Below are 25,560 nucleotides of genomic sequence, written 5' to 3' on the forward strand. Positions count from 1 at the left end.
AAACAGTGGATATTGAAGTAAAAATGCCTGATATTGGTTTAGAAGAAGTAGAAGTTATAGAAATATTAGTAAAAATAGATGAAAAGATAGAACTAGAACAAGGATTAGTAACTGTAGAAGGAGAAAAAGCTTCTATGGAAATACCATCACCTATATCAGGAATTGTAAAGAATATTCATATAAATATTGGAGATAAAGTTAAAACATCTTCTGTTTTAATGATTTTAAATTCTAATCATATGAATGTTAATGTAGAGAATAAAGATAAAGATTTTCTAGATATAGAAAAAAAAATATCAAATAAAAAAATTTCTGTTAAATCTGATTATTTTGAAAAAAATGTTTTTGTGCATGCAACTCCGGTTGTAAGACGTTTAGCAAGAAATTTAAATATTGAATTAGATAATATTATTCCAACTGGTCCTAAAAATCGCATTTTAAAAGAAGATGTAGAATTATATATAAAGCAATTTAAATCCAAAAAATCAAATAAAAATCATATACTTAATTCTAATTATCTGAATGAAATAGATATAAAAGAAATTGAACTAAGTAAACTTCAAAAAGTTACTGGTAATAATTTAGAAAAAAATTGGAAAAATATACCTCATGTAACACAATTTGATGAGTGTGATATTACGGTTTTAGAAAAATTTCGTCAAACATACAATTCTGAAAATAGCGAAAATAATAGTGTTACAATACTAGTATTTATATTAAAAGCAGTCGCTTTTGCATTAGAAAAATTTCCTCTTTTTAATAGCTCTTTGTCTAATGATAAAAAAATTATTTTGAAAAAATACATTAATATAGGAGTTGCTGTAGACGTAAAAGATGGTTTATTTGTACCTGTATTAAAAAATGTTAATAAAAAAAGTATTCAAGAACTATCTTCTGAATTAATATTTCTTTCAGAAAAAGCACGGAAAAAAAAATTAAATCAATCTGATATGACAAAGGGATCTTTTACAGTTTCTAACTTAGGTGGAATTGGAGGTAGTTGGTTTTCTCCAATTATTAATGCACCTGAAGTAGCTATTCTTGGAATTTCAAAATCTAATGTAAAACCATTATGGAATGGTAAAGAATTTATTCCTTCTTTAATGTTGCCATTATCTTTATCTTATGATCATCGTGTAATTAATGGAGCTGATGCAGCACGTTTTATTATATTTATTGGCAAATTACTTTCTAATATGCATTTTTTAATTATGTAACTTATTATATATTAATAAAAAATTTATTTAAATTTATTTTTAAGAGGTTATAATGCATCAAAAAATTTATGGACAAGTTGTTGTTATTGGAGCAGGCCCAGCTGGTTATTCTGCAGCTTTTCGTTGTGCGGATTTAGGCTTAGATACTATTTTAATCGAACGCCATGATAAGTTAGGTGGTGTATGTTTAAATGTAGGCTGTATTCCCTCAAAAACTTTATTACATATAGCTAAAGTAATTAAAGAAGCACAAGAACTAGATAAAACAGGTGTATCATTTAATTCTCCAGTAATTAATATTGAAAAAATTAGAAATTGGAAAGAAAGTATTATTAATAAGTTGACTGATGGTTTATCAAGTATGAGAAAAAAAAGAAAGATAAAAATCATTCAAGGAAATGCTATTTTTGATACTGATAAAAGTATTTTAGTAAAAAATAAAGAAGACGTATTTACTGTTTTTTTTGAAAATGCCATTATTGCAACAGGTTCACAACCTATTAAAATTCCTTCTATTCCTCATAATGACAAAAGAATTTGGGACTCAACTGATGCTTTAAGATTAAAAAATGTACCCAACCGTTTTTTAATTATAGGTGCAGGCATTATTGGTTTAGAAATGGCTACAATATACAGTGCATTAGGTTCAAAAGTTGATGTAATTGATCGTTTTAAACATTTCTTACCTTCAGTAGATCAAGATATTAGTAACATATATAAAAAGTCTATTAATAATAGATTTAATTTAATATTAAATACTCACATAGATAAAGTTAATATTACAGAAAATTCTTTAATGGTGAAGATGATAGAAAATAATATTAATAAAGAAAATATATCTTATGATGCAATATTGTTAGCAATTGGAAGAATTCCCAATGTTAATCAACTAGGATTAGATAAAATAGGATTAAAAATTAATAGTTTTGGATTTATTGAGACAAACAAACAATTAAAAACAAATATACCTCATATTTATGCTGTTGGTGACGTAACAGGTCCACCTATGTTAGCACATAAGGGCATACATGAAGGACATATTGCAGCAGAAGTAATTTCTGGTAAAAACCATTATTTTGAACCAAAAGTAATTCCATCTGTTGCATACACTGAACCAGAAATTGCTTGGGTAGGATTAAATGAAAAAGAAGCTAAGTCAAAAAATATAGATTATGAAGTTGCGATTTTTCCTTGGTGTGCTTCTGGAAGAGCTATAGCTTCTAATTCTATTATGGGTATGACAAAATTAATTTTTAATAAAAATAACAATCAAATTATAGGTGGTTCTATTGTAGGTACAAACGCCGGTGAATTAATTGGCGAAGTGACTCTTGCAATTGAGATGGGATGTGATGCAGAAGACATTGCATTAACTATTCATTCTCATCCTACTTTACATGAATCAATTGGTTTATCTGCAGAAGTTTTTCAAGGTACTGTAACAGATTTGTTGAATTTTAAATCTAAAAAATAACTTTTTAAGTTATCTAATGAATTTTTTTATTAGATAACTTAAAAATTTTTATAAATATAAAATTTAGAATTAGAAAGTAACAAATTTTTTAAAAAATGACATCTTAGAAAGATTAAATATTAATTATATTAATTGTTAATCTAGATTAGATCTATGAGTTAAATTCTTGAGTCGATATATTTCGACCATAATATATTTCTCTCATCTCCCTCCATAATAAATTTATTATATAAGACTGTTCTTCTTTTTTTAAATCTTTTAAATTAATATTGAATAGATAATTATTTAAATTAAACTCTCTTAATAACATTCTAGTATGAAAAATATTTTCTTGATATACGTTTACATCGATCATGTCATACATTGATTTTATATTATCAGACATGAAATTTTGAATAGAATTTATTTTATGATCAATGAAATGTTTTATACCATTAGTATCTCGGGTAAATCCTCTAACACGATATTCAATAGTTACAATATCAGATTCTAATTTATGTATAAGATAATTCAAAGCATTAAGAGGTGATATAATTCCACATGTTGAAATTTCAATATCTGCCCGAAAAGTACAAATTCCACTTTGAGGATGACTTTCCGGGTATGTATGCACACATATATGACTTTTATCTAAGTGAGCAACAACAGAAGATGATATAATATTATCATTTAAAATATTAATTTTATCTATATTATTTATTGGTTCTTCACATACTAAGATAGTTACACTTGCACCTTGTGGTTCATAGTCTTGATGGAATATGTTTAAAACATTAGCGCCAATAATTGAGCAAGTTTTTCTTAATATTTTAGTTAATCTAATAGCATTGTATTGTTCATCAATATAAGAAATATAACTATTACGTGAATCATTATTATTCGCATAGCAAATATCATATATACAAAAACTTAGGCTTTTAGTTAAATTATTAAAGCCGTATAATTTTAGTTTTTGCAATTTAATTACTCTCCTATGAAAGGATTTTAATTTTCGTCTAATTCATTAAGAATATATTGAGGTAAATAAAAACTGCTTATATGAATTTTAGCATTATAGTAATTAAAATCTAATTTTGTATATTTTATACGCGATTGTAAGTTTTTGAGACTATTTTTACGCAATTCTATATTATTACTACCCCATGCAAACATCATTATTCCGCCATAATATGTTGGAATAGTTGCGTGATAAAATCGAGTATCATGAAAATATTTTTTCAATTTTTTAAAAGCAAGAATAGATTCATTTTTTTGAAGAAAAAATACACCATTTTGTGCCACAAAAATACCATTTTTATCAAGACTATTTTTACAATGAAAATAAAATTCTGATGAAAATAAATTTTTACCATATTTAATAGGATCTGTTGAATCTGATATTATTAAATCAAATTTTTCTTCTGTTTTTTTGATGAAGTTCAAACCATCATCAATGATTAATTTTAAACGAGAATCTTTATAAGAATTATTATTGTGGCGTGGAAAAAATTTTTTACATAATTCAACAACGTTTCTATCAATTTCAACCATTGTAATACTTTCAATATTTTTATGCCTGCATACTTCTCGAAGTATACCTCCATCTCCACCTCCTATTATTAATACATTTTTTATTGAACCATGAGAAAATATAGGAATATGAGTTAACATTTCATGATATATAAATTCATCTTTTTCGGTTGTTTGAACGATGTCATCTATTACCATAATTTTACCAAAAAAAGAATTTTCAAAAATCATTATTTCTTGATAATCAGTTTTGTTTTTGTATAATAATTTATCAATTAAAAAATGTTGTCCAAGATGACAATAGAGTTTTTCATGCCATATTTTTTTGTCAGCCATGGTATTATTTTTGTATCCTATAAAATATAATATTTATAGATAGTTTTGCAATTAATATAAAATTATAAGTATATTGCAATAATAGATTTTATGTTTAGATTTTTAAAAAAAGGAAAGTGACTTTATAAAAATATATTAATTATTTAAAGTTTATCTAACTTTTTTAATTAAAAAATTATGATATATACTCAAATGCAGTACTTTAAAAGAACGTTTTTTAAAGAATAAAAACATTTTTACAAAATATCTTCGATAAGATTATCAAAAATATTGCAAGAATGCTAACTTTATTAAGTTAATTATATAAAACTTTTATATATTTATTATACTTTTTAAAAGTATTTTCACTATTTTTGAAGATTGAAAAGATGCAGTATTAATATTTTTTTTAAAATTTAAAGTGGCATTTTTATCAGATAAATCAGAGATAGATTTTATAATGATCATAGGAATCGAAAATTGATAGCATACTTGTGCTATTGCAGCTGATTCCATTTCAACAGCTATTGCAGAAGAAAATCGATTTTTTAATTTTTTTATACATGAATTTCCATTGATAAACGAATCTCCACTAATAATTAGTCCTGTTTTAAATTTTAATTGAAATTTTTTAGTAATACTTTTAAAAAAAGTATGTATTTTTTCGCTAATAATAAATTCCTTTGGATGCTTTGGTATTTGTCCTATATCATAACCAAAATTTGTTAAGTCTACATCGTAATAGCATATTTTTTTTGGAATAATGACGTCACCAATATTTAATGATGGAATTAAACTTCCAGCAGAGCCACTGTTGATTATAATATCTATTTTACATAAGTTAATTAAAATCATACATGCGATACTAGCAGAAACTTTCCCTATGCCTGATTGTATTAAAAAAATACGGTTTTCTTTAAAAAATCCTATATAAATTTTACAATGGCCTATTTTTTTTTTTTTATATGGATGTATTATTTTTCTTATTATTTCAATTTCTTGACGTATTGCACCTATTATTCCAATTTTCATATTTATATTATTATATATTTTATTATTAAACAAAATTAATCATTAGTGTTTTTTATATACTGAAAGATGAGCCGCATCCGCAAGTGTTTTTTGCATTAGGATTAGATACTATAAATTTAGAACCTTCTAAGTTTTCTAAATAATCTATCTGACCTCCATATAAATACTGCGAACTAATAGGATCAACGATTAATGAAACATTTGATTGCGTAATTATAATATCATTTTTATTTATTGTTTCATCAAAAATAAATTGATATTGAAACCCACTACATCCTCCTCCACTTATATATATTCTTAATTTTAAATTATTGTTTTTTTTCGTTTCAATAAGATTTTTTATTTTTTTTGCTGCTCTTTTAGTAAAACTAATATATTTTTTATATTGATTGTTCATTCTAATTCTCAAAATATATAAAATATTTATTTTATCATAAATTAAAATTTTTTATATGTTTTATGTTTTTGTTTATAATCAATACTTACGTCCATGCGCCAATAAATATTCTTTTGTTATTGGCACAGGTTATTAATATAACAATATATTGAATTAATACTTAATTTGTTTTTTTAAAAATATATTTTAATGATATTGATAAATTAATCTGATCTTTTACGAAGAAAAGATGGAATATCTAAATATTCTGTTTCCTTGTTTATTTTATTTTCTGATTCCGTTATTTCTTTTTTGGTTGTTTTTTTATCTATTTTTTTTGGAGAAACGTTTAAATATTGATATCGGTAATCCATTAATAATTCTCTAGAAGATTTATTTTTTATTTGATTAACATCTGAACATTTTTCCATTCCAATACCTGTAGCAACAACTGTTACTCGAAGAGTATCATTCATATCAGGATCTAAAGAAGTTCCTATAACTACTGTAGCGTTATCAGAAGCAAAAGATCTAATAGTATTTCCTACTGTTTCAAATTCATCTAATTTCAAATCAAAACCAGCAGTGATGTTAACTAATACACCACGTGCTCCAGACAGATCTATATCTTCTAATAAAGGACTAGATATAGCTATTTCAGCTGCTTCTTCTGCACGATTTTCTCCTGCAGATATTCCAGTTCCCATCATTGCATATCCCATTTCTACCATTACAGTGCGTACATCTGCAAAATCTACGTTCATTAAACCGGGTCTTGTAATTAATTCAGCAATACCTTGTACAGCTCCTTTTAACACGTTATTAGCAGCACTAAAAGCATCAAGTAAAGAAATTCCTCTATTTAAAACTTTTAGCAACTTATCATTAGGAATAGTAATTAAAGAATCTACGTATTTTGATAATTCAACAATACCTTGTTCAGCAACAATCATTCTTTTTTTACCTTCAAAATTAAAAGGTTTTGTTACTACAGCAACAGTTAAAATACCTAGTTCTTTTGCAATCTCTGCTACTACAGGTGCTGCTCCAGTACCAGTACCTCCTCCCATTCCAGCTGCTATAAATACCATATCAGAACCATCTAAAGCAGATTTCAATAATTCTTTATCTTCTTCTGCTGAAGTGCGTCCAATTTCTGGATTAGCCCCTGCGCCCAATCCTTTAGTTATATTGTTACCTATTTGTATAGTTTGTTCTACCTCTATTTTTCTTAACGCTTGTGCATCAGTATTCACAGCAAAAAATTCAACGCCTTCAATACGTTCTCTAACCATATGCTCAACTGCATTTCCACCACCACCTCCAACACCAATTACTTTAATTATTGCGTTGTTGCTTAATTCTGAAGGTTCAAACATAATTTGTTTCCATTATCTATCTTTATTTTATAGAGTTTTAAGTATAGTTGATTGTTTTTAAAATTCTTTTTTAAACCAATTATTTATTTGTTTAAACCATTTTTCAAAAAAAGAAATTTCTTTTTTTTTCTTTTCAATATTTATATAAAATTCTTTTCCATAATGTAATAAACCAACTACTGTAGAATAGTTTGGTTCACTTATATTTTCCACTAATCCTGAAATATTTAATGGTTTAGCAATTCGTACTTTTTTATGAAACACTTTTTCTGAACAATCAATTAAAAATGCAATGTTTGATCCACCGCCAGTAAGTACTATACCACTTGATAATTGATATTTTTCTCCTTTTTGATGAAGTTTTTTTTGTATATTTAGAATTTTACTATTAACTAAAGTTAATAATTCAATATATCTTGATTCAATAACTTCTATTAATGCATCTTGTTGTAAAATTTTTTGAAAATTACCATTTATATTAGAACAATCAATATTTTTTGATGAACCTAAAGGAGGTTTTATTGCAGATCCATATTGAATTTTCATATTTTCTGCATTAGAATAAGAAGTATTGAAGGCGTATGAAATATCACTAGTGACTATATTTCCTGCATATGGAATAACTTCGCTATGTCGTATAGAGCCATCAATATAAACAGTAAAATCTATTGTTCCTCCACCTATGTCAATCATACATACACCCAGTTTACGCTCGTCTTGAGTCAAAACAGATTTACTTGAAGCAAGACCTGAAAAAATAACTTGATCCACTTTCAAATCACATCTTTCTACAGCTTTAACAATATTTTTAGACATATTTTGATCACAAGTAATTAAATGTACTTTTACTTGCATTCGTACTCCAGATAAACCTATAGGATTTTTTATTCCAGATTGTTGATCAATTGAATATTCTTGAGGAATTACATGCAATATATGATGCTCATTAGGAATTTGAACGGATTTTGCAGTATGTATTACGTTTTCTAAGTCTTCTTTTGTTACTTCATCTTCAGAAATTGGAACTATACCTATTTCATTTTGACAATTGATGTATTTATTAGATAAAGAAAGATATACAGAAGTAATATGGCAATCAGCCATAATTTCAGCTTTATTAACAGATTCCCGTATACAGGAAACAATTGTATCTAAATTATTAACTCTACCTTTATCAATTCCCTTTGATAAACATGTTCCGTATCCAATGATTTTAACTGTATTATTTATTAATATTTCTCCCACCAAAGTGACAACTTTAGTAGTACCAATTTCTAATCCGACTACTAACTTTCTATCTTTTGATATAATCATTGTTCTTTGGCCTGTACTATATTTCTTTAGTTGTTTCTTTTTTTAATGAAACTAAACTTTTTTATTTTTTATATTCATGTTATAATGAAATTTAATACTTAAAAAAATTTTGATTTTTTACATAAAATTTTCTTGGATTATAAATTCACTTTAATAATTTTTATATTTGAATTTATATAAATATTATAATTATTTGTATAAATTTTTTATATAATGATATTTTAGCTATTTAAATTTAGTATTTTTCAATCTTTTTTTAATTTATTTTTTATAAAAATTTAATTACTAATATTTAAAATTAATAAAACTAATTCATCAAATGATATTCCAGCTTCTTTTGCTGCCATCGGTACTAAACTACGGTTAGTCATACCAGGTATCGTATTTACTTCTAATAACCAAAATTTATTTGTCTTGTCTAATATAACATCGATTCTTCCACACCCTTTACAGCTTAATGCATTCCATGCTAAGATTGCTATCTTTTTTAGTTTTTTTTCTTGTATGATATTTAATCCACTAGGACATGAATATTGAGTAGAAAAAGATTTATATTTAGCATTATAATCATAAAAATTGTTTTTTGTAGAAATATGAATAGTAGGTAATGTTTTTTGATTTAGAATAGTAACTGTATATTCTTTTCCTTTTATAAATTTTTCAATTAAAATGTCATCATTATAGCTGAAAGCAATATCAATAGCTTTACTAAGTTCTTTCATGGAAGATACTAACGTGATTCCTATACTAGATCCTTGATTATTTGGTTTTATTAAAATTGGAAATTTTAGTTTTAATATTTTTTTTATTGTAAAAGAGTTTAAGGGTATTGCATTTTTTTTTTTGATATAAACATCAGGTACTATTGGTAAATTATAAGATTTCCATAGTAATTTAGTTCTAAATTTGTCTATAGATATTGCCGAGGCCATGATTCCACTTCCTGTATAAGGAATCTTTAAATATTCAAGAACTCCTTGAATACTACCGTCTTCACCTCCTTTTCCATGTAATGCAATATATGCCTTATCAAATTTATCTTTTTTTAAATTAATAATAGAATAGTCACGTGTATCAATTGAATATGCATCAAAACCAGATTTTAATAAACTTTGAACTATAGAGTTTCCTGATTTTATTGAAATGTTTCTTTCAGAAGATGTACCACCCAATAAAACTGCTATTTTTTTTTTCATTTTGTTATTTTCTTTTTTTTTCAATTAATTTTTTGTTTACTATATTTTCTATATTGCCTGCTCCTTGTATTAAAACAATATCATTTCCTTTTAATTTAGGAATAAGTGCATCAAATATAAAATTATGATCTGAAATTAAATGCACATCATTTTTTCCTATTTTTTTTATATCTTGGCAAAGTGAAAAGCTATCTGCGCCAGATATAAATTTTTCATTTGCAGGATATACATTTAACATTAAAAGAACATCAACTTTTGATAAAACCTTCACAAAATCATCATATAGATTATATGTCCTTGTATATCTATGAGGTTGAAATATCATTATTAATTGTTTTTTTGGCCAGCTAATTCTAATTGTATTAATAGTTTTAGATAATTCTGTAGGATGATGTCCATAATCATCTATTAACATAAAACGGTTATTTTCAATTTTATTCTTTTTAATTAAAAAATATCCAAGATATTCAAATCTTCTAGAAGTACCTTGAAAATTTTTTAGTACTGAAATTATATCGTCATTTTTTAACCCTTGACTTATAGAAAAAGCAACAGAAGCTGCTGCATTTAATGCATTGTGTTTACCTGGAATATTTAATTTGATATTTAATTCTATATGTTTTTTTATAATTAATGTAAATTTTCCAAGAAAAGCATGTTGTTGATAACCAGAAATACGAATATCTGCATTTTCATTAAATCCATATGTTATAATTTTACATTTTATTTTAGAGGAAACATCATGAATAGGAAAATTATCTATACATATTATAGCTGTTCCATATAGAGGTATTTTTTTTAAAAATTTTAAAAATGTTTCTATTAATTTTTGAAAACTATTATAGTAATCCATGTGATCTTTTTCAATATTTGTCACAATAACTATTGTGGGATTTAAATATAAGAAAGAAGAATCACTTTCATCAGCTTCTACAATAAAATAACGCGAAGAGCCTAGTTGTGCGTAAGAATTGATAGATTTTATTAGACCTCCATTAATACAAGTTGGATTTAATCCACTCTTAATACATATATCTGAAATCATTGAAGTAGTGGTAGTTTTTCCATGTGTTCCAGAAATTGCTATTCCTGTTTTAAATTTCATTAACGTTTGTAGCATCTCTGCTCTTAATAATATGGGAATATTATATTTTTTAGCAGCTAGTATTTCTTTATTTTTTGATGAAATAGCACTAGATTTAATAATAAAATCAACATTTTTAACGTGTTTCTTAGAATGTTGAAAATATATATTAGCTCCTAATTTAATCAGTTTTTTTGTAATCGTGTTTTTTAATAAATCAGATCCACTAACGTTGTAACCTAGTTTTAATAAAATTAAAGCAATTCCTCCCATTCCTGCACCACCAATACCAATCAAATGGATGTTTTTAATTTTTTTTTTATCAGAAGAGAAAAAGTTAATATTTTTTATATCGTTAACATTCATACTTTTATCTTTTAATTTTTAGATGTCTTGAGTATTATTGAGCAATATAATATTTATTTTATATTTGCAGTATTATTAATGATTTTAAAAATTTTTAATGTTGAATCACGAATACCTAGACAATAAGCTTTTTCCGCCATGATCAAAAGCTTTTCTCTATCTAATTTATCAAGTATATTAACCATTAAAGTAGTATTAAAACATGATTGATCAATTATTTTTGCTGCACCAATGTTTTTTAAATCTTGTGCATTTCGATGTTGTTGTTGGTCTTTATGTGGGTAAGGAATAAAAATAGCGCCTAATCCTACTACAGATATTTCACTTACAGTTAAAGCACCAGAACGACAAATAATTAAATCGGCCCATTCATATGCAGATGCTATATTGTTTATAAAACAAGTGATAATATTTGATTTTAATCCAAATTTTTTATATTTTCTTTTTGTTTTTTCTAATTCATAGTTACCTACTTGATGCCAAGTAATAATTTTTTCTTTTAATAAAAATGAAACTTCTGGTAAAATTTTATTTAGAATAGAAGCTCCTTGACTACCTCCAACTACTAGTACTCGTAGAGGACCTTCTCGATTTTTAAAACGATTTTTAGGTGAAGGGATGTTTATAATACTTTCGCATACAGGATTGCCTACTACTTCTGCATTTTTTAAAACTCCAGAATATGCTTGCATATTTTTTGTAGATATTTTAGATAACAATCTATTAGTAATTCCTGCAATTTTATTTTGTTCATGTAAAATAAATGGAACTTTAGAATACCAAGCTGCTATACCTCCTGGACCAGATACGTACCCCCCCATACCTAATATAATATTTGGAGACCAATGTTTTATTATTTTTTTTACTTGATAAAAAGCATTTAATATATATATTGGTGAACAAAGTAAATTTTTTACATTAGCATTACGTAATCCCTTAATTTTGATAAAGTGTATTTTAATACCGTATTTTGGAATAATTTTAGATTCAATATTATTTCTTGTTCCTATCCAGTTAACATACCATCCTTTTTTAATTAAAAAATTTGCAATAGTAAGTCCTGGAAAAACATGACCACCACTTCCACCTGCCATAATGATTATTTTTTTGGAAATCATTTAGTTCCTCTAGGAAAAGCTTGTACTTTTCTTAATCTTATTTCAAAATCTATTCTTAATAGAAAAAAAATAGCTACTGAGTTAATAATTAAACTTGAGCCACCATAACTAATTAGTGGTAAAGTTAGTCCTTTAGTAGGTAAAATTCCAGTAACTGCACCAACATTAATTAATGTTTGAAATCCCATCCATATACCAATTGAACAAGCAAAAAATCCTGAAAAAATTTGTTTTTTTTCTAAAGCTCTTTTTCCAATATACATAGCCCGAAAAGCAATAGTAAAAATCATTAAAAGTATAAAAATTGCACCAATACAACCTAGTTCTTCTCCTATAATAGAAAATATAAAATCACTATGTGCATCAGGTAAATAATCTAATTTTTGTATTGAATTTCCAAGACCTTGGCCGAAAAAATTACCTCGTCCTAATGCCATCAAAGATTGTGTTAATTGATAACCATTTCCAAAGGGATCTGACCAAGGATTCCAAAAAGATAATATTCTTTTAATACGATAAGGTTCTATAAAAATTAATATAATAATTGTTATTATGCTAATAAATATAATTGTTAAAAATTGTCCTATTTTAGCACCAGAAAGAAATAAAATTGATAAACTAGTAAAAAAAATAACAATAGCACTTCCCAAATCTGGTTCTGCTAATAATAAAATAGATTGTATTATAACAACGCTCATGGGTTTAAAAAACCCCCAAAAATTATTACGTACTTCTTTATATTTACGTGATAAATAACTAGATATATAACAAAAGGATGAAATTTTACATATTTCCGAAGGTTGTATATGCAAAAATCCTATATTTATCCATCGATAAGATCCATGTTTTGAATGACCTATTAATAGTACAGATGAAAGTAGTATAATTGAAGTTATTAATATAATTTTACTTTTTTTTTCCCAAAAAATAATTGGTGTACGTAAAAAAATCAAAGATAAGAAAAATATTAAAAAAAAATAGAATATTTCTCGTTTAACAAAAAAAAATGGATCGTTATATAAACTTTGACCTATCGGAATAGATGTAGAAATAACCATAATTAATCCAGTTGCAGATAAACTTAAACCTAACCAAACTAATATACGATCATATAATATGGTATATGAATTTTTCATACTATTTTTTATTTTTTTTAAGTATATTGAGAAACTATTTCTTTTGTTATTTTGATGAAAAGATCACCTCTTTCTTCAAAATTAGAAAATTGGTCTAAACTGCTGCAGCCAGGAGATAAAAGTACAGTATCACCTGATACAACTTGTTTTGCAATTAACATCATTGCTTGTCTTAACGTTTCAACGTAAATAGATTTTGTTTTACATATTTTTGCAAGATTTTTTCCATCTTTACCAAAACAATAAATTTTTATTTTTAATTTTTTAAAGTAATTTTTTAATATATTAAAATTTGCAGATTTACTATCTCCTCCTAATAATAATCTTATTGTTCCTGATGTTTGTAAAGAATCTAAAGCAACTTTAGTACTATTTACATTAGTAGATTTAGAATCATTTATCCAATCTATTTCCTTTTTTCTACATATTATTTGAAAACGATGTGGTAAATTTGAAAATTTTTTAACCGTATTGATTACACAGTTTCTAGGAAAGTTCATTGCGTCAGAAATAGCTAAAGCAACTAATGCATTTTCATGATTATGATGACCACATAATAATGTTTGTCTTACATCAAATATTTTTTTATTATTATGACATAATATAAAATTTTTTTTACTGTAATAAACTTGATAATCGCTTTTTTTTGTTCCAAAAGTAATCCATTTTTTAGATTTTTTATTATCAAAAATATTTTTTAATTTATGTTTAAAATTAATAATACATATTTCTGCTGTTTTATAAATAGACAATTTAGTTTTTTTATATTGATTAAATCCTTGCGGATATCGATTAATATGGTCTTCACTAACATTAAGAACTACAGCTATTTTTGATTTTAAAGTAAACGTGTGTTCTAGTTGAAAACTAGATAATTCTAGTATATATAAGTCTGCTTGTTCATCAAGCATTCGCAGAACAGGAAAACCGATGTTGCCCCCTAAAAATACTTTGTAACCTGATTGTTTTGCAATTTCTTTAACCATTGTGGCTACGGTGCTTTTTCCGTTAGTACCAGTGATTGAAATAATAGGGCAAATGGTTTCTCTAGAGAATAGTTCTATATCGCTAATAATTTCAATTCCTAACAGACGAGCATGAACTAAAATAGGTTTAAATGAAGAAATTCCTGGACTAATAATAATTAAATCTGATTCTAAGATCCATTTATGGTTTAAAGTTCCTAAATGGTATTGTATGTTTTTAGGTATTTTATGTAAGAAAACAGGAGATTTAGATTCATCAATTACTTTTGGTATTATACCTTTTTTTAAAAAAAAATTAATACATGATATTCCTGTTAATCCTATACCTAAAATTAATATTTTTTTTCCAAAGTAACTATATGCCATTAACATACCTTTAAGGAAATAAGACTTATTAAGAGCAGTATTAATGAAATAATCCAAAATCTTACAATGATTACAGGTTCTAAGATTCCTTTAATTTCATAATGATGATGAATTGGTGCCATTTTAAAAATCCTTTTTTTTCTAATTTTAAATGATATAATTTGTAAAATAACAGATATTGTTTCAATAACAAATACACCACCCATTATTATTAATAATAATTCTTGATGTAATAAAATTGCAATGACCCCTAAAGAACCTCCTAATGATAACGATCCAACATCTCCCATAAATATTTTAGCAGGATAACTATTAAACCATAAAAAACCTAATCCTGATCCAATGATTGCTGTGCATAATACAACTAATTCATCTGAATTTTTTATATAAGATATATTCAAACAATCAGAATTTTGTGCGTTTGCACTTAGTAAAGATATTAATGTAAAACCACATGCTAGAAAAACAATAGGCATAATGGCCAAACCATCTAATCCATCTGTTAAATTTACTGCATTACTAGTACCGACAATTACGAAATAAGATAAAAATATATAAAAATAATTAATTTCAAAATTTTTCTTGCATAACGGAACTGTTAATTGAGTTGATATAATATTTTCACTATTATTATATATTATATAAATAATTCCTAATGCAAAAATAGATAATAAAAAATATTTATATATAATAGTTAATCCTTGAGAATTTTCATTTTTTATTTTTTTATAGTCATCTAAAAAACCAATTAAACCATATCCTAATAAAATACTCATAATGTACCAAATATATCTATTAGATAGATCGCAGTATAGAAATATTGAAAATATTATAGAAATAATAATAAATAAACCGCCCATAGTGGGAGTTTTATTTTTTAAATAGTGTGTCTTTGGTCCATTTTTTCGTATTGTTTGATATTTTTGTATTTTTCTAAAAAAATATATAAAATAAGGTCCGATATATAGATTTATAAAAAAAGAAGTTAATAAACTAAATACTGCACGATATGAAATATTATAAATAATGTTGAAATAAGAATTTAAGTATTTATGCAATAAAATTAACATTTTTTTTACTCTCTTTTATAAGATTGTCTACTATTTTTTCCATTTTTGCATTACGAGAACCTTTAATTAAAATTGTGATTTTATCTTTATTAAAAAAACATTTTTTTAAATATATGTTTAGTTGCTTTTTACTAGAGAAATGTGTGCCATTGTTAAATGTTTTACTTATTTCTTTACTCATATTACCAATTGTAAGAATTTCATCTATATTAGATGAATTAGAAATATTTCCTATCATTTTATGATATACAATACTTTTTTCTCCTAATTCTGACATGTCTCCTGCAACTAATATTTTATATCCTGGCATTTTTTCTAATACCTTTATTGCTGAAATCATAGATGAAACATTAGCATTATAAGTATCATTAATTAAAATTTTATGAGATTTAAGTTTAATAGGTTCTAGTCTTCCAGATAGAATAGGAGTTTTTAATAATCCATTTTTTATTTTGTTTAATGGTATTTTAAGGGAAAAAGACAAAGCAGTTGCTGCTAATACATTAGAGATATTTTGATATCCCAAGAAAGGTAATGAAACATTTATTTTTCCAGAAGGTGTGTGTATTGTAAAAGATGTTCCATTTATATGAATTTTAACATTACTAGAAAAAAAATCACTAATTTTTTTTTTTTGATGGAAAAATATAAAATATTTTTTTTATCTATGTTTTTTTTCCACTGTGAAAGATGATGACTATCTAAGTTTATAATGACTGTACCATTAGATTTAAGACCAGAAAATATTTCCGATTTGGCTTTAGATACTCCTAGAAGCGATTTGAATCCTTCTAAATGAGCATAATAAATATTATTTATTAATATAACTTCTGGCTGACTGATGTTAGTAGTATAAAAAATATCACCTGGTTGATTAGCACCTAATTCAATCACGCCATATTGATGTTTTTTTGTAAGTTGTAATAAAGTAATAGGTACCCCAATATTGTTATTTAAATTACCAATAGTAGATACTGTATTTCCACTTTGTCTTAATATAGAAGCTGTCATTTCTTTTACAGAAGTTTTACCGCAAGAACCTGTAATAGCTAATATTTTTGCATTTGTTGATTGTCGGACCCAAGAAGCGATTTGTCCTAAAGCAACAGATGTGTTTTTTACTATAATATGAGAAATACAATATTTTATATTGTTTTGTGTTATAATTGCAGAACATCCTTTAAAAATAGCATCCTGTATAAAGATATGACCATCAAATTTTTTACCTATTAATGCAATAAAAAGGCAACCTGGAGTAATTTTTTGAGTATCAATAACTATTTTATCTATTAACAAGTCTGATCCATATAAATTTCCATTGGTAATTTTAGCTATTTTTTTTAAGGACAGAGAAATCATATTTTTTTTCCAATAAATTTAGCACCATTTTTTTATCTGAATAATTAATATATTTATTTTGAATAATTTGTGTTTCTTCATGACCTTTTCCTGCTATAAAAATTATATGATCATATTTCGCTTGATAAAAAGCATAAGATATTGCTTTTTTTCTATCCAAAATGGTTAAAATATTTTGTTTTTTTTGACAACCACTTAAAATATCATTAACAATATTTACTTTTTTTTCATTTCTTGGATTGTCATTTGTAATAATGACTTTATCTGCTATTTTTTCTGCGATAGCTCCCATCAAAGGACGTTTTTTTTTGTCTCTTTCTCCTCCGCATCCAAATATACACCATATATAATTTTGATTATAATGTAAACGAATTGCAGTAAGTGCTTGCTTTAATGCATCAGGAGTATGAGCATAGTCAATAATAAATATTGGTTTTTTGTTAACAATAAAAGTTTGCATTCGACCGTTTATGGGTTTTATTTGGTGTGATGTGTTAGTTAGATTAGATATATTATGACCCAATTCTAAAAGACAAGCTAATGATAACAATAAATTTATAACGTTAAACTTTCCCATCAAACAAGATGATAAGTTACCTCCACCCCAACTTGATTCAAATGTAATATTGATTAGATTTTCGTAATATTTAATATGAGTAGCATTTAACCATTTTTTTGAATATTTTCTTTGTTTCTCATCTTTAATAGTAACTGCTATAGTATAATAATTTAGTAATTTTTTTAACCAAATTTTTCCATATTTATCATTTGCATTTAACACAATTTTTTTTACTATATGGTTGCTAAACAATAACCATTTTGCTGATTCATACTTCTGCATATTTTCGTGATAATCTAAATGATCTTGACTAAGATTCGTAAATATTGCAATATAAAAGGGAACACCTTTAACACGATTTTGTACTAAACCATGTGATGAAACTTCCATTGTAACTAACTTAATTTTTTTTTCTAATACCATATGTAAAAATGATTGTATGTAAATAGCATCAGGTGTTGTATTTTTTGTGGGAATTAAAGATTTATAAACACCATTTCCTAATGTGCCAATTGTGGCTATTTTATTTCCTAAAATTTCACTCCATTGATTGATTAAATGTGTTACTGTAGTTTTTCCATTAGTTCCAGTTATACCAATTATTTTTATTTTTTTTCCTGGTTGTTTATAAAAACGCCCGGCTATCATTGATATGTTTTCAGAAAGTCGAAAAAAGTATATAATAGGAACTTGATTAATATATTTATATTTTCCATGATTTTCTTTTTTTTTGGTTTCGCATAAAATTGCAACTGCTTTTTTATAGATTGCTTCAAAAATGAAATTACGACCATCATTTTTTATTCCTGAAACTGCTATAAATAAACTTCCTTTGATTAAAGTTCTACTATCTATATTTAAATTAAAAATATTTTTGTTTGGCACGTTTTTTATCCATGGTGACAATAAATATTTTAACGACATGTTATGCATTTAGTGCCTTTTTTTCATAAGTTATCTTTTTTTATATGCATCTGTTTTAATATTGATTTCATTATTTTACTAAAAACTGGAGCGGAAATTGCACCTCCATAATATTTTCCTTTTTTAGGATTATCAATGATTACTGCTAATGAGAATTTAGGATTGCTAGAAGGTGCTATTCCTGCAGTATAAGCTATATATTGATTAATATAATATCCGTGTATTCCAACTTTTTTTACAGTCCCTGTTTTAATCGCAACACGATATCCTTTAACAGCAGCTTTTATACCTCCACCTCCTTTTTGAGCAACGCTTTCCATCATTTTAATTACCTTTTTTACATATTTTTTAGGAAAAATTCTTTTACCTTGTACTGGTGTATCAATTTTTATAATAGAAAGTGGACGATAGATTCCATAACTTCCAATAGTTGCATATAGTCTTGCTAATTGAAGAGGAGTTACCATTAATCCATATCCAAATGAAAAAGTAGCTTTTTCTAAATTAGACCAGTTTTTTTTTTTCGGAAGAAAACCATTTTGTTCTCCAATTAATCCTAATTGAGTTGGTTTACCTAGTCCAAATTTCATATAACTTTCAACTAATTTTGCAGTTGGTATAGATAATGCAACTTTTGATACTCCTACATTACTCGATTTTTGTAATATTCCAGTTACAGTAAGTTTGTCATAATATGATACATCTTTTATTTTATGTTTTTTTATTAAGTATGGTTTTGTATTGATAACTGAGTTTTCTTTAATTATGCCTAATTTTAATCCTTCCATTATCACTATTGGTTTTATTGTTGAACCAGGTTCAAATATATCTGTAATTGCTCTATTACGAATATTTTTTTTTAAAGTACTATTTATTATATTATTTGGATTATATGAAGGGCTATTTGCCATAGCTAAAATTTCACCAGTTTTAATATTAATTAACACAGCAGTACCTGAATCAGCTTTATTATTTTTTACTGCTTCATGTAATTTATGATATACAATATTTTGTAATTTTTTATCTATACTTAATGTTAAATTATTAGATATAGATCTATCTATTAAAGATATTTTTTCAATTACTTGTCCTTTCTTATCTTTTCTTATTTTTCTTTTTCCTGGTTTTCCTATCAATAGTTTATTAAAACTTTTTTCTATACCTTCAATTCCTCGTCCATCGATATTAGTTATTCCTATTAATTGAGAGACGATTTTTCCAGAAGTGTAATATCTTTTTGATTCTTTTTGCAAAAAAACTCCAGATAATTGTAATTTTTTAATATAATTTCCAATTTCTGGAGTAATTTGTCGAGCTAAATAAATAAATTTTGATTTTTTGTGTTTATTAATATGAAAATTTATTTGTTTTAAAGGAATAGAAATAGCTTCTGATAATGCTTTCCAGCGTGGATCGTTTTTAATGTTTTTTTGGTCTTTAATTATTACTGTAGGATCTGCACATATAGCATTAACTAATACGGTAACAGCTAATGGATATCCTGATCGATCATTAATAATTCCTCTTGTACTAAGTAGAGACTGTATTCTTAATGTTCTACGATCGCCTTCATTTATTAGATTGTCTGTATTAATTATTTGTAAAAAAAATACACGTAATGTTAAAATAAGTAAAGATAGTAAAATAAAACCGCATAACATAAAAAAACGGTAATTGATATAAATTATTTTTTTAAATTTTTTTTCTTTAGAAAAGTTGATATTTTTTTTTCTATACATTTTTTAGATAATATCCATCCATTTATATTTTCTTAATCAAGTTTTTTTATAATATATTTTTCTTTTTAAATTCAATTAAATAGAAATCATTTTTTTGGATTATGTAATGGAATGGATAAAGCATTTTTTTCAATTATTAAATTTCTCCATTCATTTTTTTTTTTTTGTTTTTTAAGAATAAGATTTTCTTCTTGTATAATCAGCTGACGAGTTTTGTAGACTGTAATTACAACACAACTGGCAGATATTATAATTGCTATGAACAAAATTAAATGTACTTTCCCATGTAAAATAAAATCATTTGTGATTATTTTTACTAAATCATAACGTTTAATTTTCATTTTATTCTTTTTTTTCTGCGGTACGAAGTATTGAGCTTCTTGCTCTAGGATTATTTTTTATTTCGTTTTTAGTAGGTAATATACGACTAATAATCTTTAGTTTAGATTCATTTAATTTATTTAATTTTTCTTCTGTAATTGGCATACCATATGGAACAATAGCTCTTCTACTATTTTTGATCATAAATTGTTTTACTATTCTATCTTCTAAAGAATGAAAACTGATAACTGATATACGTCCTCCTGGTTTTAATATTTCTAATGTACTATCTAAAGCTTTTTTGATTTCTTCTAGTTCTTTATTAATATAAATTCTAATTGCTTGAAAAGTTCTTTTTGCCGGGTGTTTAAATTTATTTTTCATAGGTATTGATTTTTTAATAATATCAGATAATTCTTTAGTGCTTGTTATTTTTTGTATTTTATTCCTATTTTTAATAGCAAAAGCTATTTTTTTTGAAAAAAATTCTTCTCCAAAGTTTTTTAAAACTAGAGCTATTGTTTTAATATCACTTTTAAATAACCAATCTGATGCAGAAATGCCATGATTAGGATTCATACGCATATCTAAAGGACCGTTTTTTTTAAATGAAAATCCTCTTTTATGGTCATCAATTTGTATTGAAGACACACCTAAATCAAATATAATTCCATTAACTTTTCCTATTATTTTTTCGTTTTTTGCGTAATTTAATAAATTTGAAAATCTTTCATGAATTATATGAAAACGTGAGTCTTTGATATTTTTTCCTATAGAAATAGAAATTGGATCTCTATCAAGTGAATATAGTTTTCCATTTTTTCCTAAATTTTTTAAAATTTCGTTTGAATGTCCACCTGCACCAAATGTACTATCAATATAAATGCCATTTTTGTGTATTTTTAAAGATTGGATTAATTCTTTTTTCATTACTGGAATATGTTTGAGTGTACGATTCATTGTGGGTTTTTATAATATAAGATAGTAGTCAGTGGTACATGATCATTTTATTGAAATGATCATGTTTAATAAAATTTTTATAAATTATTAATATGAAATTAAAAATTTTTAATAAAAATAAATATTTTCTACCAATTATAGTACATAATGACGTTATGTATTTTAAATAAGAAAATAGTTATTTTTTATTAAAGATAAAAAATCATCCACGTGAAATACCAACAATACCAGAACGAGTCATTTCGATAATTTCTGATATATTTCGTATAACCTTTAAAAAAGAATCTAATTTTTTTGTAGTTCCTGATAATTGGAGTATATATGTTGTAGAAGTCATATCTACAATTTGTCCTCTAAATACTTCAGTAGTATGTTTTATATCGTTTTTTGTAGAACTATTTATTTGAACTTTTAATAACATTATTTCACGTTCTATATGAGAAAGTTGTCCAATTTGTACTACTCTTAATACATCTATTAATTTATGAAGTTGTTTTTCAATTTGTTCAATATTCTTTTCATCTCCGACTGTTTGTATAGTCATTTTTGATAATGTAGAATCTTCAGTTGGTGCAACTGTAATAGTTTCTATATTATATCCTCTTTGTGAAAATAGTCCTATTACTCGTGATAATGCACCTGATTCATTTTCTAATAAAATAGATAAAATTCTTCCCATATTTTTAGCAAGCCTCTTTTTTCCTCAGCCACATTTCATTCATTCCACCACCTTGAATTTGCATAGGATAAACATGCTCAGAGTTATCTATTTGGATATCAACAAAAACTAAATTTCCCTTAGATAATTTATTCAATGCTAGTTTTAATTTATTTTTTAGTTCTGTAGGTTTAGTAATTTGAATACCAATATGTCCATAAGATTCTGCTAGTTTTACGAAATCTGGAAGTGAATCCATATAAGAATGAGAATGTCGTCCAGAATAAATCATATCTTGCCATTGTTTAACCATACCTAAAGAAGAATTATTCAGATTTAATATCAATATTGACAAATTATATTGTCGTGCTGTAGATAGTTCTTGGATGTTCATTTGAATACTACCATCTCCAGTAATACAAATTACTGTTTCTTTTGGTAAAGCTAATTTGACACCTAAAGCTGCAGGAAATCCAAATCCCATAGTACCTAATCCTCCTGAGTTAATCCAACGTCTAGGTTTGTCAAAATAATAATACAACGCAGTAAACATTTGATGTTGACCTACATCTGAAGTGATATAAGCATTACCTTTTGTTAAGTTAAAAAGAGTTTCGATAACTGTTTGGGGTTTAATTTTTTTATCATTTTGATGATATTTTAAGCTATTAACTTTTTTCCATTTTTTAATACAATTCCACCAATCTTCTAAAGATGTGATGTGTTTTTCTTCTTTTAAGAGTTCTAGCATTTTTTGCAAAACAAATTTTGCATCTCCTACAATAGGTATATTAGCTGAAACAGTTTTGGAAATAGAAGTTGGATCAATATCAATATGTAGAATAATAGCATTTGGACAATATTTTTTTAAATTATTTGTTGTTCTATCATCAAATCGAACACCGATTGCAAAAATTACATCTGCATGATGCATTGTCATATTTGCTTCATAAGTACCATGCATACCCAACATAGAAATACTTTGAGAATGATTTCCCGGAAAAGCACCTAGTCCCATTAAAGATGTTGTAACAGGACAATTTAGTTTTTCTGCGAATAAAAGTAATTCTTTACTGCTTTGAGAACTAATTACTCCACCACCAGCATAAATTACAGGTTTTTTAGCTTTTAGTAATGTATGAAGTGCTTTTTTGATTTGTCTTTTATGTCCCTTAGTTGTTGGGTTGTATGAGCGCATATAAATAGTTTCTGGCCATTTATAAGAGATTTTTTTTTCTTTTTTTAAAATATCTTTTGGTAAATCAATAACTATTGGTCCTGGACGTCCGCTAGCTGCTAGCCAAAAAGCTTTTTTAAAAACAACTGGTATGTCTTCAGTTTTTTTTACTAGAAAGCTATGTTTTACTATTGGTCGAGAAATACCAATCATATCACACTCTTGAAAAGCATCGTAACCAATTAATGAAGAAGCTACTTGACCCGATATAACAACCATGGGAATAGAATCCATATATGCAGTAGCAATACCGGTAATAGCATTAGTTGCACCTGGTCCAGAAGTAACTAATACTACTCCTGTTTTACCAGTAGAACGAGCATAGCCATCAGCCATATGAGTTGCCGCTTGTTCGTGTCTTACTAAAATATGTTCAATGCCACCAATAGTTTTTAGAGCATCATAAATATCTAGTACTGCTCCACCAGGATAACCAAATATATGCTTAATTCCTTGATTAATTAATGATCGAATGACCATTTCGGCTCCTGATAATATTTCCATTGTCTCCTCCAGGATACTAATTTAGTATTAGGTTTTATTTCCTATTTCGCTATCTATCAGTTTATCCTGTAGTTTATCTAGATAAAATTAGCGCTATTTAATATAAGAGTTTTAAAAATAAATTTTAAAAGTTTTTAGTAGTAGTTTTGATAAGTATTATTAATATTGCTAAAATAAATGATACATAGTGTTTATTATTACAAATATATCAGATATTATCAATTAGTAGAATGTATTAAATGTAATTTATATTCATGATATTTGTTTTTAAATTTGTTTTTATTGAACTAAAAATTTTTCAAATTGAGGAGAAATCCATGTTAAAAAAGTATTTTTTTTCTTAGTAATAAGACAAACAGCTAATTGTTCTTTTAATATTAATTTTTTAGCTTTTTTAAATCCCATTATAAGTAATCCTGTATCCCAACTATCTGCGTCTAAAGCACTAGAAGAAATAACACTAACTGACACTAAGTTATGTGCTACAGGTTTTCCAGTACTAGGATCAATTAAGTGTGAAATACGTTTTCCTTTAAGATAATAATAATTACGATAAGTACCTGCTGTACTAATTGCATTATTTTTTAGATGTATTAGTAAATGAACTGACTGTTTTTGATCTGTAGGTTTTTGAATTGCAATGATTTTTGATTCTTCTCGATTCTTTTCTGTTTTTACTAAGACTGCTCCTCCAACGGAAATAGTATAATTTTTTATTCCTATTTTTTTAAGTATGTATGATAAATGATCCGTAGCAAAACCTTCACCTAGAGTGGAAAGATTTATTTCTATGCCATTTATATCTTTTTTTAGATAAGTTTTACAATTATTTTTAATAATTTTTAAGTGTTGAATTCCTGAAAAAGAAATGTTTTTCTTTATTTTTTTAATAGAAGGATATCTAGTAGGTTTTGCTTTATTTCCAAATCCCCATATATTAATCAATGAACCAACTGTAATATCTAATTTTCCATTAGTTTTTTTGTTTATTTCTACTGCTTTTAAAATAATATGATAAAAATTTTTATTGATTATTTGAAGTTCATTTTTTTTACGTTTATTAAATTGAGATACTATAGATTTTTTTTTCCAAGAAGAAAGCATTTTTTCGTCTTTATCTAAGCATTTTTGTATTAAATTTTTAATATATACTTTTTTTTTAAATTAGGAATTTTAACTTCCCAATATGTTCCCATAGTTTTGCCTTTTAATACTGTAATATTTTTTTTTTCTTTAGAAATTATTAAAAATTGTTTATAAAAAATAGTAAAAATAACTATAGTAAATAAACAAATGTTAAAAATAAATTTTAAAAACATAAACAATTATAATCCTGTTTTTTTGAATAAAATATTTTACTA

At 25.5% G+C, this 25,560-nt stretch carries 23 protein-coding genes and 1 pseudogene; 2 read left to right on the forward strand and 22 right to left on the reverse strand.

The window, feature by feature from the left end; translation table 11 throughout:
- Positions 1-5 precede the first annotated feature (5 nt).
- Together D9V66_RS01060 and lpdA are read left to right on the forward strand one after the other, a co-directional pair.
- Complete coding sequence (locus tag D9V66_RS01060; RefSeq protein WP_261979328.1) at positions 6-1,217, forward strand: 2-oxo acid dehydrogenase subunit E2; 1,212 nt, start codon at positions 6-8, stop codon at positions 1,215-1,217.
- A gap of 52 nt (positions 1,218-1,269) precedes the next feature.
- A complete protein-coding gene (gene lpdA / locus D9V66_RS01065) occupies positions 1,270-2,691 on the forward strand; it encodes a dihydrolipoyl dehydrogenase (RefSeq protein ID WP_158365606.1) in 1,422 nt (473 codons plus the stop codon).
- A 151-nt stretch (positions 2,692-2,842) separates the two neighbouring features.
- Here the strand turns inward: lpdA and speD are convergent, their stop codons facing one another.
- The 22 genes and pseudogenes from speD to D9V66_RS01165 form a co-directional block, all read right to left on the reverse strand.
- Entirely contained in the window at positions 2,843-3,649 is an 807-nt protein-coding gene (speD, locus tag D9V66_RS01070) for an adenosylmethionine decarboxylase (protein WP_158365607.1), read from the reverse strand.
- Positions 3,650-3,675: 26 nt separating this feature from the next.
- Positions 3,676-4,536, reverse strand: a complete 861-nt coding sequence (gene speE, locus D9V66_RS01075) for a polyamine aminopropyltransferase (protein ID WP_158365608.1) — start codon at positions 4,534-4,536, stop codon at positions 3,676-3,678.
- Between the two features lie 312 nt (positions 4,537-4,848).
- Positions 4,849-5,547, reverse strand: a complete 699-nt coding sequence (locus tag D9V66_RS01080) for a 5'-methylthioadenosine/adenosylhomocysteine nucleosidase (RefSeq protein WP_158365609.1) — start codon at positions 5,545-5,547, stop codon at positions 4,849-4,851.
- A gap of 52 nt (positions 5,548-5,599) precedes the next feature.
- Positions 5,600-5,944 (reverse strand): iron-sulfur cluster insertion protein ErpA, encoded by a 345-nt coding sequence (gene erpA / locus D9V66_RS01085; RefSeq protein WP_158365610.1) that lies wholly within the window; start codon positions 5,942-5,944, stop codon positions 5,600-5,602.
- A 203-nt stretch (positions 5,945-6,147) separates the two neighbouring features.
- The gene (ftsZ, locus tag D9V66_RS01090) at positions 6,148-7,302 is read right to left on the reverse strand and encodes a cell division protein FtsZ (protein WP_158365611.1); all 1,155 of its coding nucleotides are present in this window, start codon (positions 7,300-7,302) and stop codon (positions 6,148-6,150) included.
- A 57-nt stretch (positions 7,303-7,359) separates the two neighbouring features.
- Positions 7,360-8,616, reverse strand: coding sequence for a cell division protein FtsA (ftsA, locus tag D9V66_RS01095; protein WP_158365612.1), 1,257 nt, complete (start codon positions 8,614-8,616; stop codon positions 7,360-7,362).
- A 278-nt stretch (positions 8,617-8,894) separates the two neighbouring features.
- Positions 8,895-9,812, reverse strand: coding sequence for a D-alanine--D-alanine ligase (locus D9V66_RS01100; protein ID WP_158365613.1), 918 nt, complete (start codon positions 9,810-9,812; stop codon positions 8,895-8,897).
- A gap of 4 nt (positions 9,813-9,816) precedes the next feature.
- A complete protein-coding gene (gene murC, locus D9V66_RS01105) occupies positions 9,817-11,262 on the reverse strand; it encodes a UDP-N-acetylmuramate--L-alanine ligase (protein WP_158365614.1) in 1,446 nt (481 codons plus the stop codon).
- A gap of 53 nt (positions 11,263-11,315) precedes the next feature.
- Positions 11,316-12,380 (reverse strand): undecaprenyldiphospho-muramoylpentapeptide beta-N-acetylglucosaminyltransferase, encoded by a 1,065-nt coding sequence (gene murG, locus D9V66_RS01110; RefSeq protein ID WP_158365615.1) that lies wholly within the window; start codon positions 12,378-12,380, stop codon positions 11,316-11,318.
- Positions 12,377-13,516: a cell division protein FtsW gene (gene ftsW / locus D9V66_RS01115; RefSeq protein ID WP_158365616.1), complete on the reverse strand. Its 1,140-nt coding sequence runs from the start codon at positions 13,514-13,516 to the stop codon at positions 12,377-12,379. Before ftsW ends, murG begins: the two co-directional genes overlap by 4 nt.
- A 17-nt stretch (positions 13,517-13,533) precedes the next feature.
- The gene (murD, locus tag D9V66_RS01120; RefSeq protein ID WP_158365617.1) at positions 13,534-14,868 is read right to left on the reverse strand and encodes a UDP-N-acetylmuramoyl-L-alanine--D-glutamate ligase; all 1,335 of its coding nucleotides are present in this window, start codon (positions 14,866-14,868) and stop codon (positions 13,534-13,536) included.
- Positions 14,868-15,938: a phospho-N-acetylmuramoyl-pentapeptide-transferase gene (gene mraY / locus D9V66_RS01125; RefSeq protein WP_158365618.1), complete on the reverse strand. Its 1,071-nt coding sequence runs from the start codon at positions 15,936-15,938 to the stop codon at positions 14,868-14,870. Before mraY ends, murD begins: the two co-directional genes overlap by 1 nt.
- Positions 15,919-16,464 carry a glutamate ligase domain-containing protein gene (locus D9V66_RS03205; RefSeq protein WP_261979329.1) on the reverse strand — a complete coding sequence of 182 codons (546 nt, stop codon included), beginning with the start codon at positions 16,462-16,464 and terminating at the stop codon, positions 15,919-15,921. The genes mraY and D9V66_RS03205 overlap by 20 nt, the downstream gene beginning before the upstream one ends.
- Positions 16,465-16,479: 15 nt before the next feature.
- Positions 16,480-16,563: pseudogene (locus tag D9V66_RS03275) on the reverse strand (hypothetical protein); the annotation flags it as partial.
- Positions 16,524-17,297, reverse strand: coding sequence for a Mur ligase family protein (locus D9V66_RS03215; RefSeq protein ID WP_261979330.1), 774 nt, complete (start codon positions 17,295-17,297; stop codon positions 16,524-16,526). The gene D9V66_RS03215 and the pseudogene D9V66_RS03275, both read right to left, overlap by 40 nt.
- A complete protein-coding gene (gene murE, locus D9V66_RS01135; RefSeq protein ID WP_261979331.1) occupies positions 17,266-18,780 on the reverse strand; it encodes a UDP-N-acetylmuramoyl-L-alanyl-D-glutamate--2,6-diaminopimelate ligase in 1,515 nt (504 codons plus the stop codon). The genes D9V66_RS03215 and murE overlap by 32 nt, the downstream gene beginning before the upstream one ends.
- Positions 18,781-18,803: 23 nt before the next feature.
- Positions 18,804-20,519: a peptidoglycan glycosyltransferase FtsI gene (ftsI, locus tag D9V66_RS01140; protein WP_158365620.1), complete on the reverse strand. Its 1,716-nt coding sequence runs from the start codon at positions 20,517-20,519 to the stop codon at positions 18,804-18,806.
- A gap of 86 nt (positions 20,520-20,605) precedes the next feature.
- Positions 20,606-20,860, reverse strand: a complete 255-nt coding sequence (gene ftsL / locus D9V66_RS01145) for a cell division protein FtsL (protein ID WP_158365621.1) — start codon at positions 20,858-20,860, stop codon at positions 20,606-20,608.
- A gap of 1 nt (position 20,861) precedes the next feature.
- Positions 20,862-21,800 carry a 16S rRNA (cytosine(1402)-N(4))-methyltransferase RsmH gene (gene rsmH / locus D9V66_RS01150; RefSeq protein WP_158365622.1) on the reverse strand — a complete coding sequence of 313 codons (939 nt, stop codon included), beginning with the start codon at positions 21,798-21,800 and terminating at the stop codon, positions 20,862-20,864.
- Between the two features lie 202 nt (positions 21,801-22,002).
- Positions 22,003-22,479 carry an acetolactate synthase small subunit gene (gene ilvN, locus D9V66_RS01155; RefSeq protein ID WP_158365623.1) on the reverse strand — a complete coding sequence of 159 codons (477 nt, stop codon included), beginning with the start codon at positions 22,477-22,479 and terminating at the stop codon, positions 22,003-22,005.
- Between the two features lie 4 nt (positions 22,480-22,483).
- On the reverse strand, positions 22,484-24,199 hold the full coding sequence (gene ilvI / locus D9V66_RS01160) for an acetolactate synthase 3 large subunit (RefSeq protein WP_158365624.1): 1,716 nt from the start codon (positions 24,197-24,199) through the stop codon (positions 22,484-22,486).
- A gap of 279 nt (positions 24,200-24,478) precedes the next feature.
- Positions 24,479-25,303: an FAD:protein FMN transferase gene (locus D9V66_RS01165; RefSeq protein WP_261979332.1), complete on the reverse strand. Its 825-nt coding sequence runs from the start codon at positions 25,301-25,303 to the stop codon at positions 24,479-24,481.
- Positions 25,304-25,560: the final 257 nt, after the last annotated feature.

It is taken from the genome of Buchnera aphidicola (Brevicoryne brassicae), from assembly GCF_005082825.1.
Classification (GTDB): domain Bacteria; phylum Pseudomonadota; class Gammaproteobacteria; order Enterobacterales; family Enterobacteriaceae; genus Buchnera; species Buchnera aphidicola_AK.

Bases quoted from the DNA above. Each gene is read 5' to 3' on its own strand.
- lpdA (WP_158365606.1), top strand. From the start codon at position 1,270: ATGCATCAAAAAATTTATGGACAAGTTGTTGTTATTGGAGCAGGCCCA.
- speE (WP_158365608.1), bottom strand. From the start codon at position 4,536: ATGGCTGACAAAAAAATATGGCATGAAAAACTCTATTGTCATCTTGGA.
- D9V66_RS01080 (WP_158365609.1), bottom strand. From the start codon at position 5,547: ATGAAAATTGGAATAATAGGTGCAATACGTCAAGAAATTGAAATAATA.
- erpA (WP_158365610.1), bottom strand. From the start codon at position 5,944: ATGAACAATCAATATAAAAAATATATTAGTTTTACTAAAAGAGCAGCA.
- ftsZ (WP_158365611.1), bottom strand. From the start codon at position 7,302: ATGTTTGAACCTTCAGAATTAAGCAACAACGCAATAATTAAAGTAATT.
- ftsA (WP_158365612.1), bottom strand. From the start codon at position 8,616: ATGATTATATCAAAAGATAGAAAGTTAGTAGTCGGATTAGAAATTGGT.
- D9V66_RS01100 (WP_158365613.1), bottom strand. From the start codon at position 9,812: ATGAAAAAAAAAATAGCAGTTTTATTGGGTGGTACATCTTCTGAAAGA.
- murC (WP_158365614.1), bottom strand. From the start codon at position 11,262: ATGAATGTTAACGATATAAAAAATATTAACTTTTTCTCTTCTGATAAA.
- murG (WP_158365615.1), bottom strand. From the start codon at position 12,380: ATGATTTCCAAAAAAATAATCATTATGGCAGGTGGAAGTGGTGGTCAT.
- ftsW (WP_158365616.1), bottom strand. From the start codon at position 13,516: ATGAAAAATTCATATACCATATTATATGATCGTATATTAGTTTGGTTA.
- murD (WP_158365617.1), bottom strand. From the start codon at position 14,868: ATGGCATATAGTTACTTTGGAAAAAAAATATTAATTTTAGGTATAGGA.
- mraY (WP_158365618.1), bottom strand. From the start codon at position 15,938: ATGTTAATTTTATTGCATAAATACTTAAATTCTTATTTCAACATTATT.
- D9V66_RS03215 (WP_261979330.1), bottom strand. From the start codon at position 17,297: ATGATTTCTCTGTCCTTAAAAAAAATAGCTAAAATTACCAATGGAAAT.
- murE (WP_261979331.1), bottom strand. From the start codon at position 18,780: ATGTCGTTAAAATATTTATTGTCACCATGGATAAAAAACGTGCCAAAC.
- ftsI (WP_158365620.1), bottom strand. From the start codon at position 20,519: ATGTATAGAAAAAAAAATATCAACTTTTCTAAAGAAAAAAAATTTAAA.
- ftsL (WP_158365621.1), bottom strand. From the start codon at position 20,860: ATGAAAATTAAACGTTATGATTTAGTAAAAATAATCACAAATGATTTT.
- rsmH (WP_158365622.1), bottom strand. From the start codon at position 21,800: ATGAATCGTACACTCAAACATATTCCAGTAATGAAAAAAGAATTAATC.
- ilvN (WP_158365623.1), bottom strand. From the start codon at position 22,479: ATGGGAAGAATTTTATCTATTTTATTAGAAAATGAATCAGGTGCATTA.
- ilvI (WP_158365624.1), bottom strand. From the start codon at position 24,199: ATGGAAATATTATCAGGAGCCGAAATGGTCATTCGATCATTAATTAAT.
- D9V66_RS01165 (WP_261979332.1), bottom strand. From the start codon at position 25,303: ATGCTTTCTTCTTGGAAAAAAAAATCTATAGTATCTCAATTTAATAAA.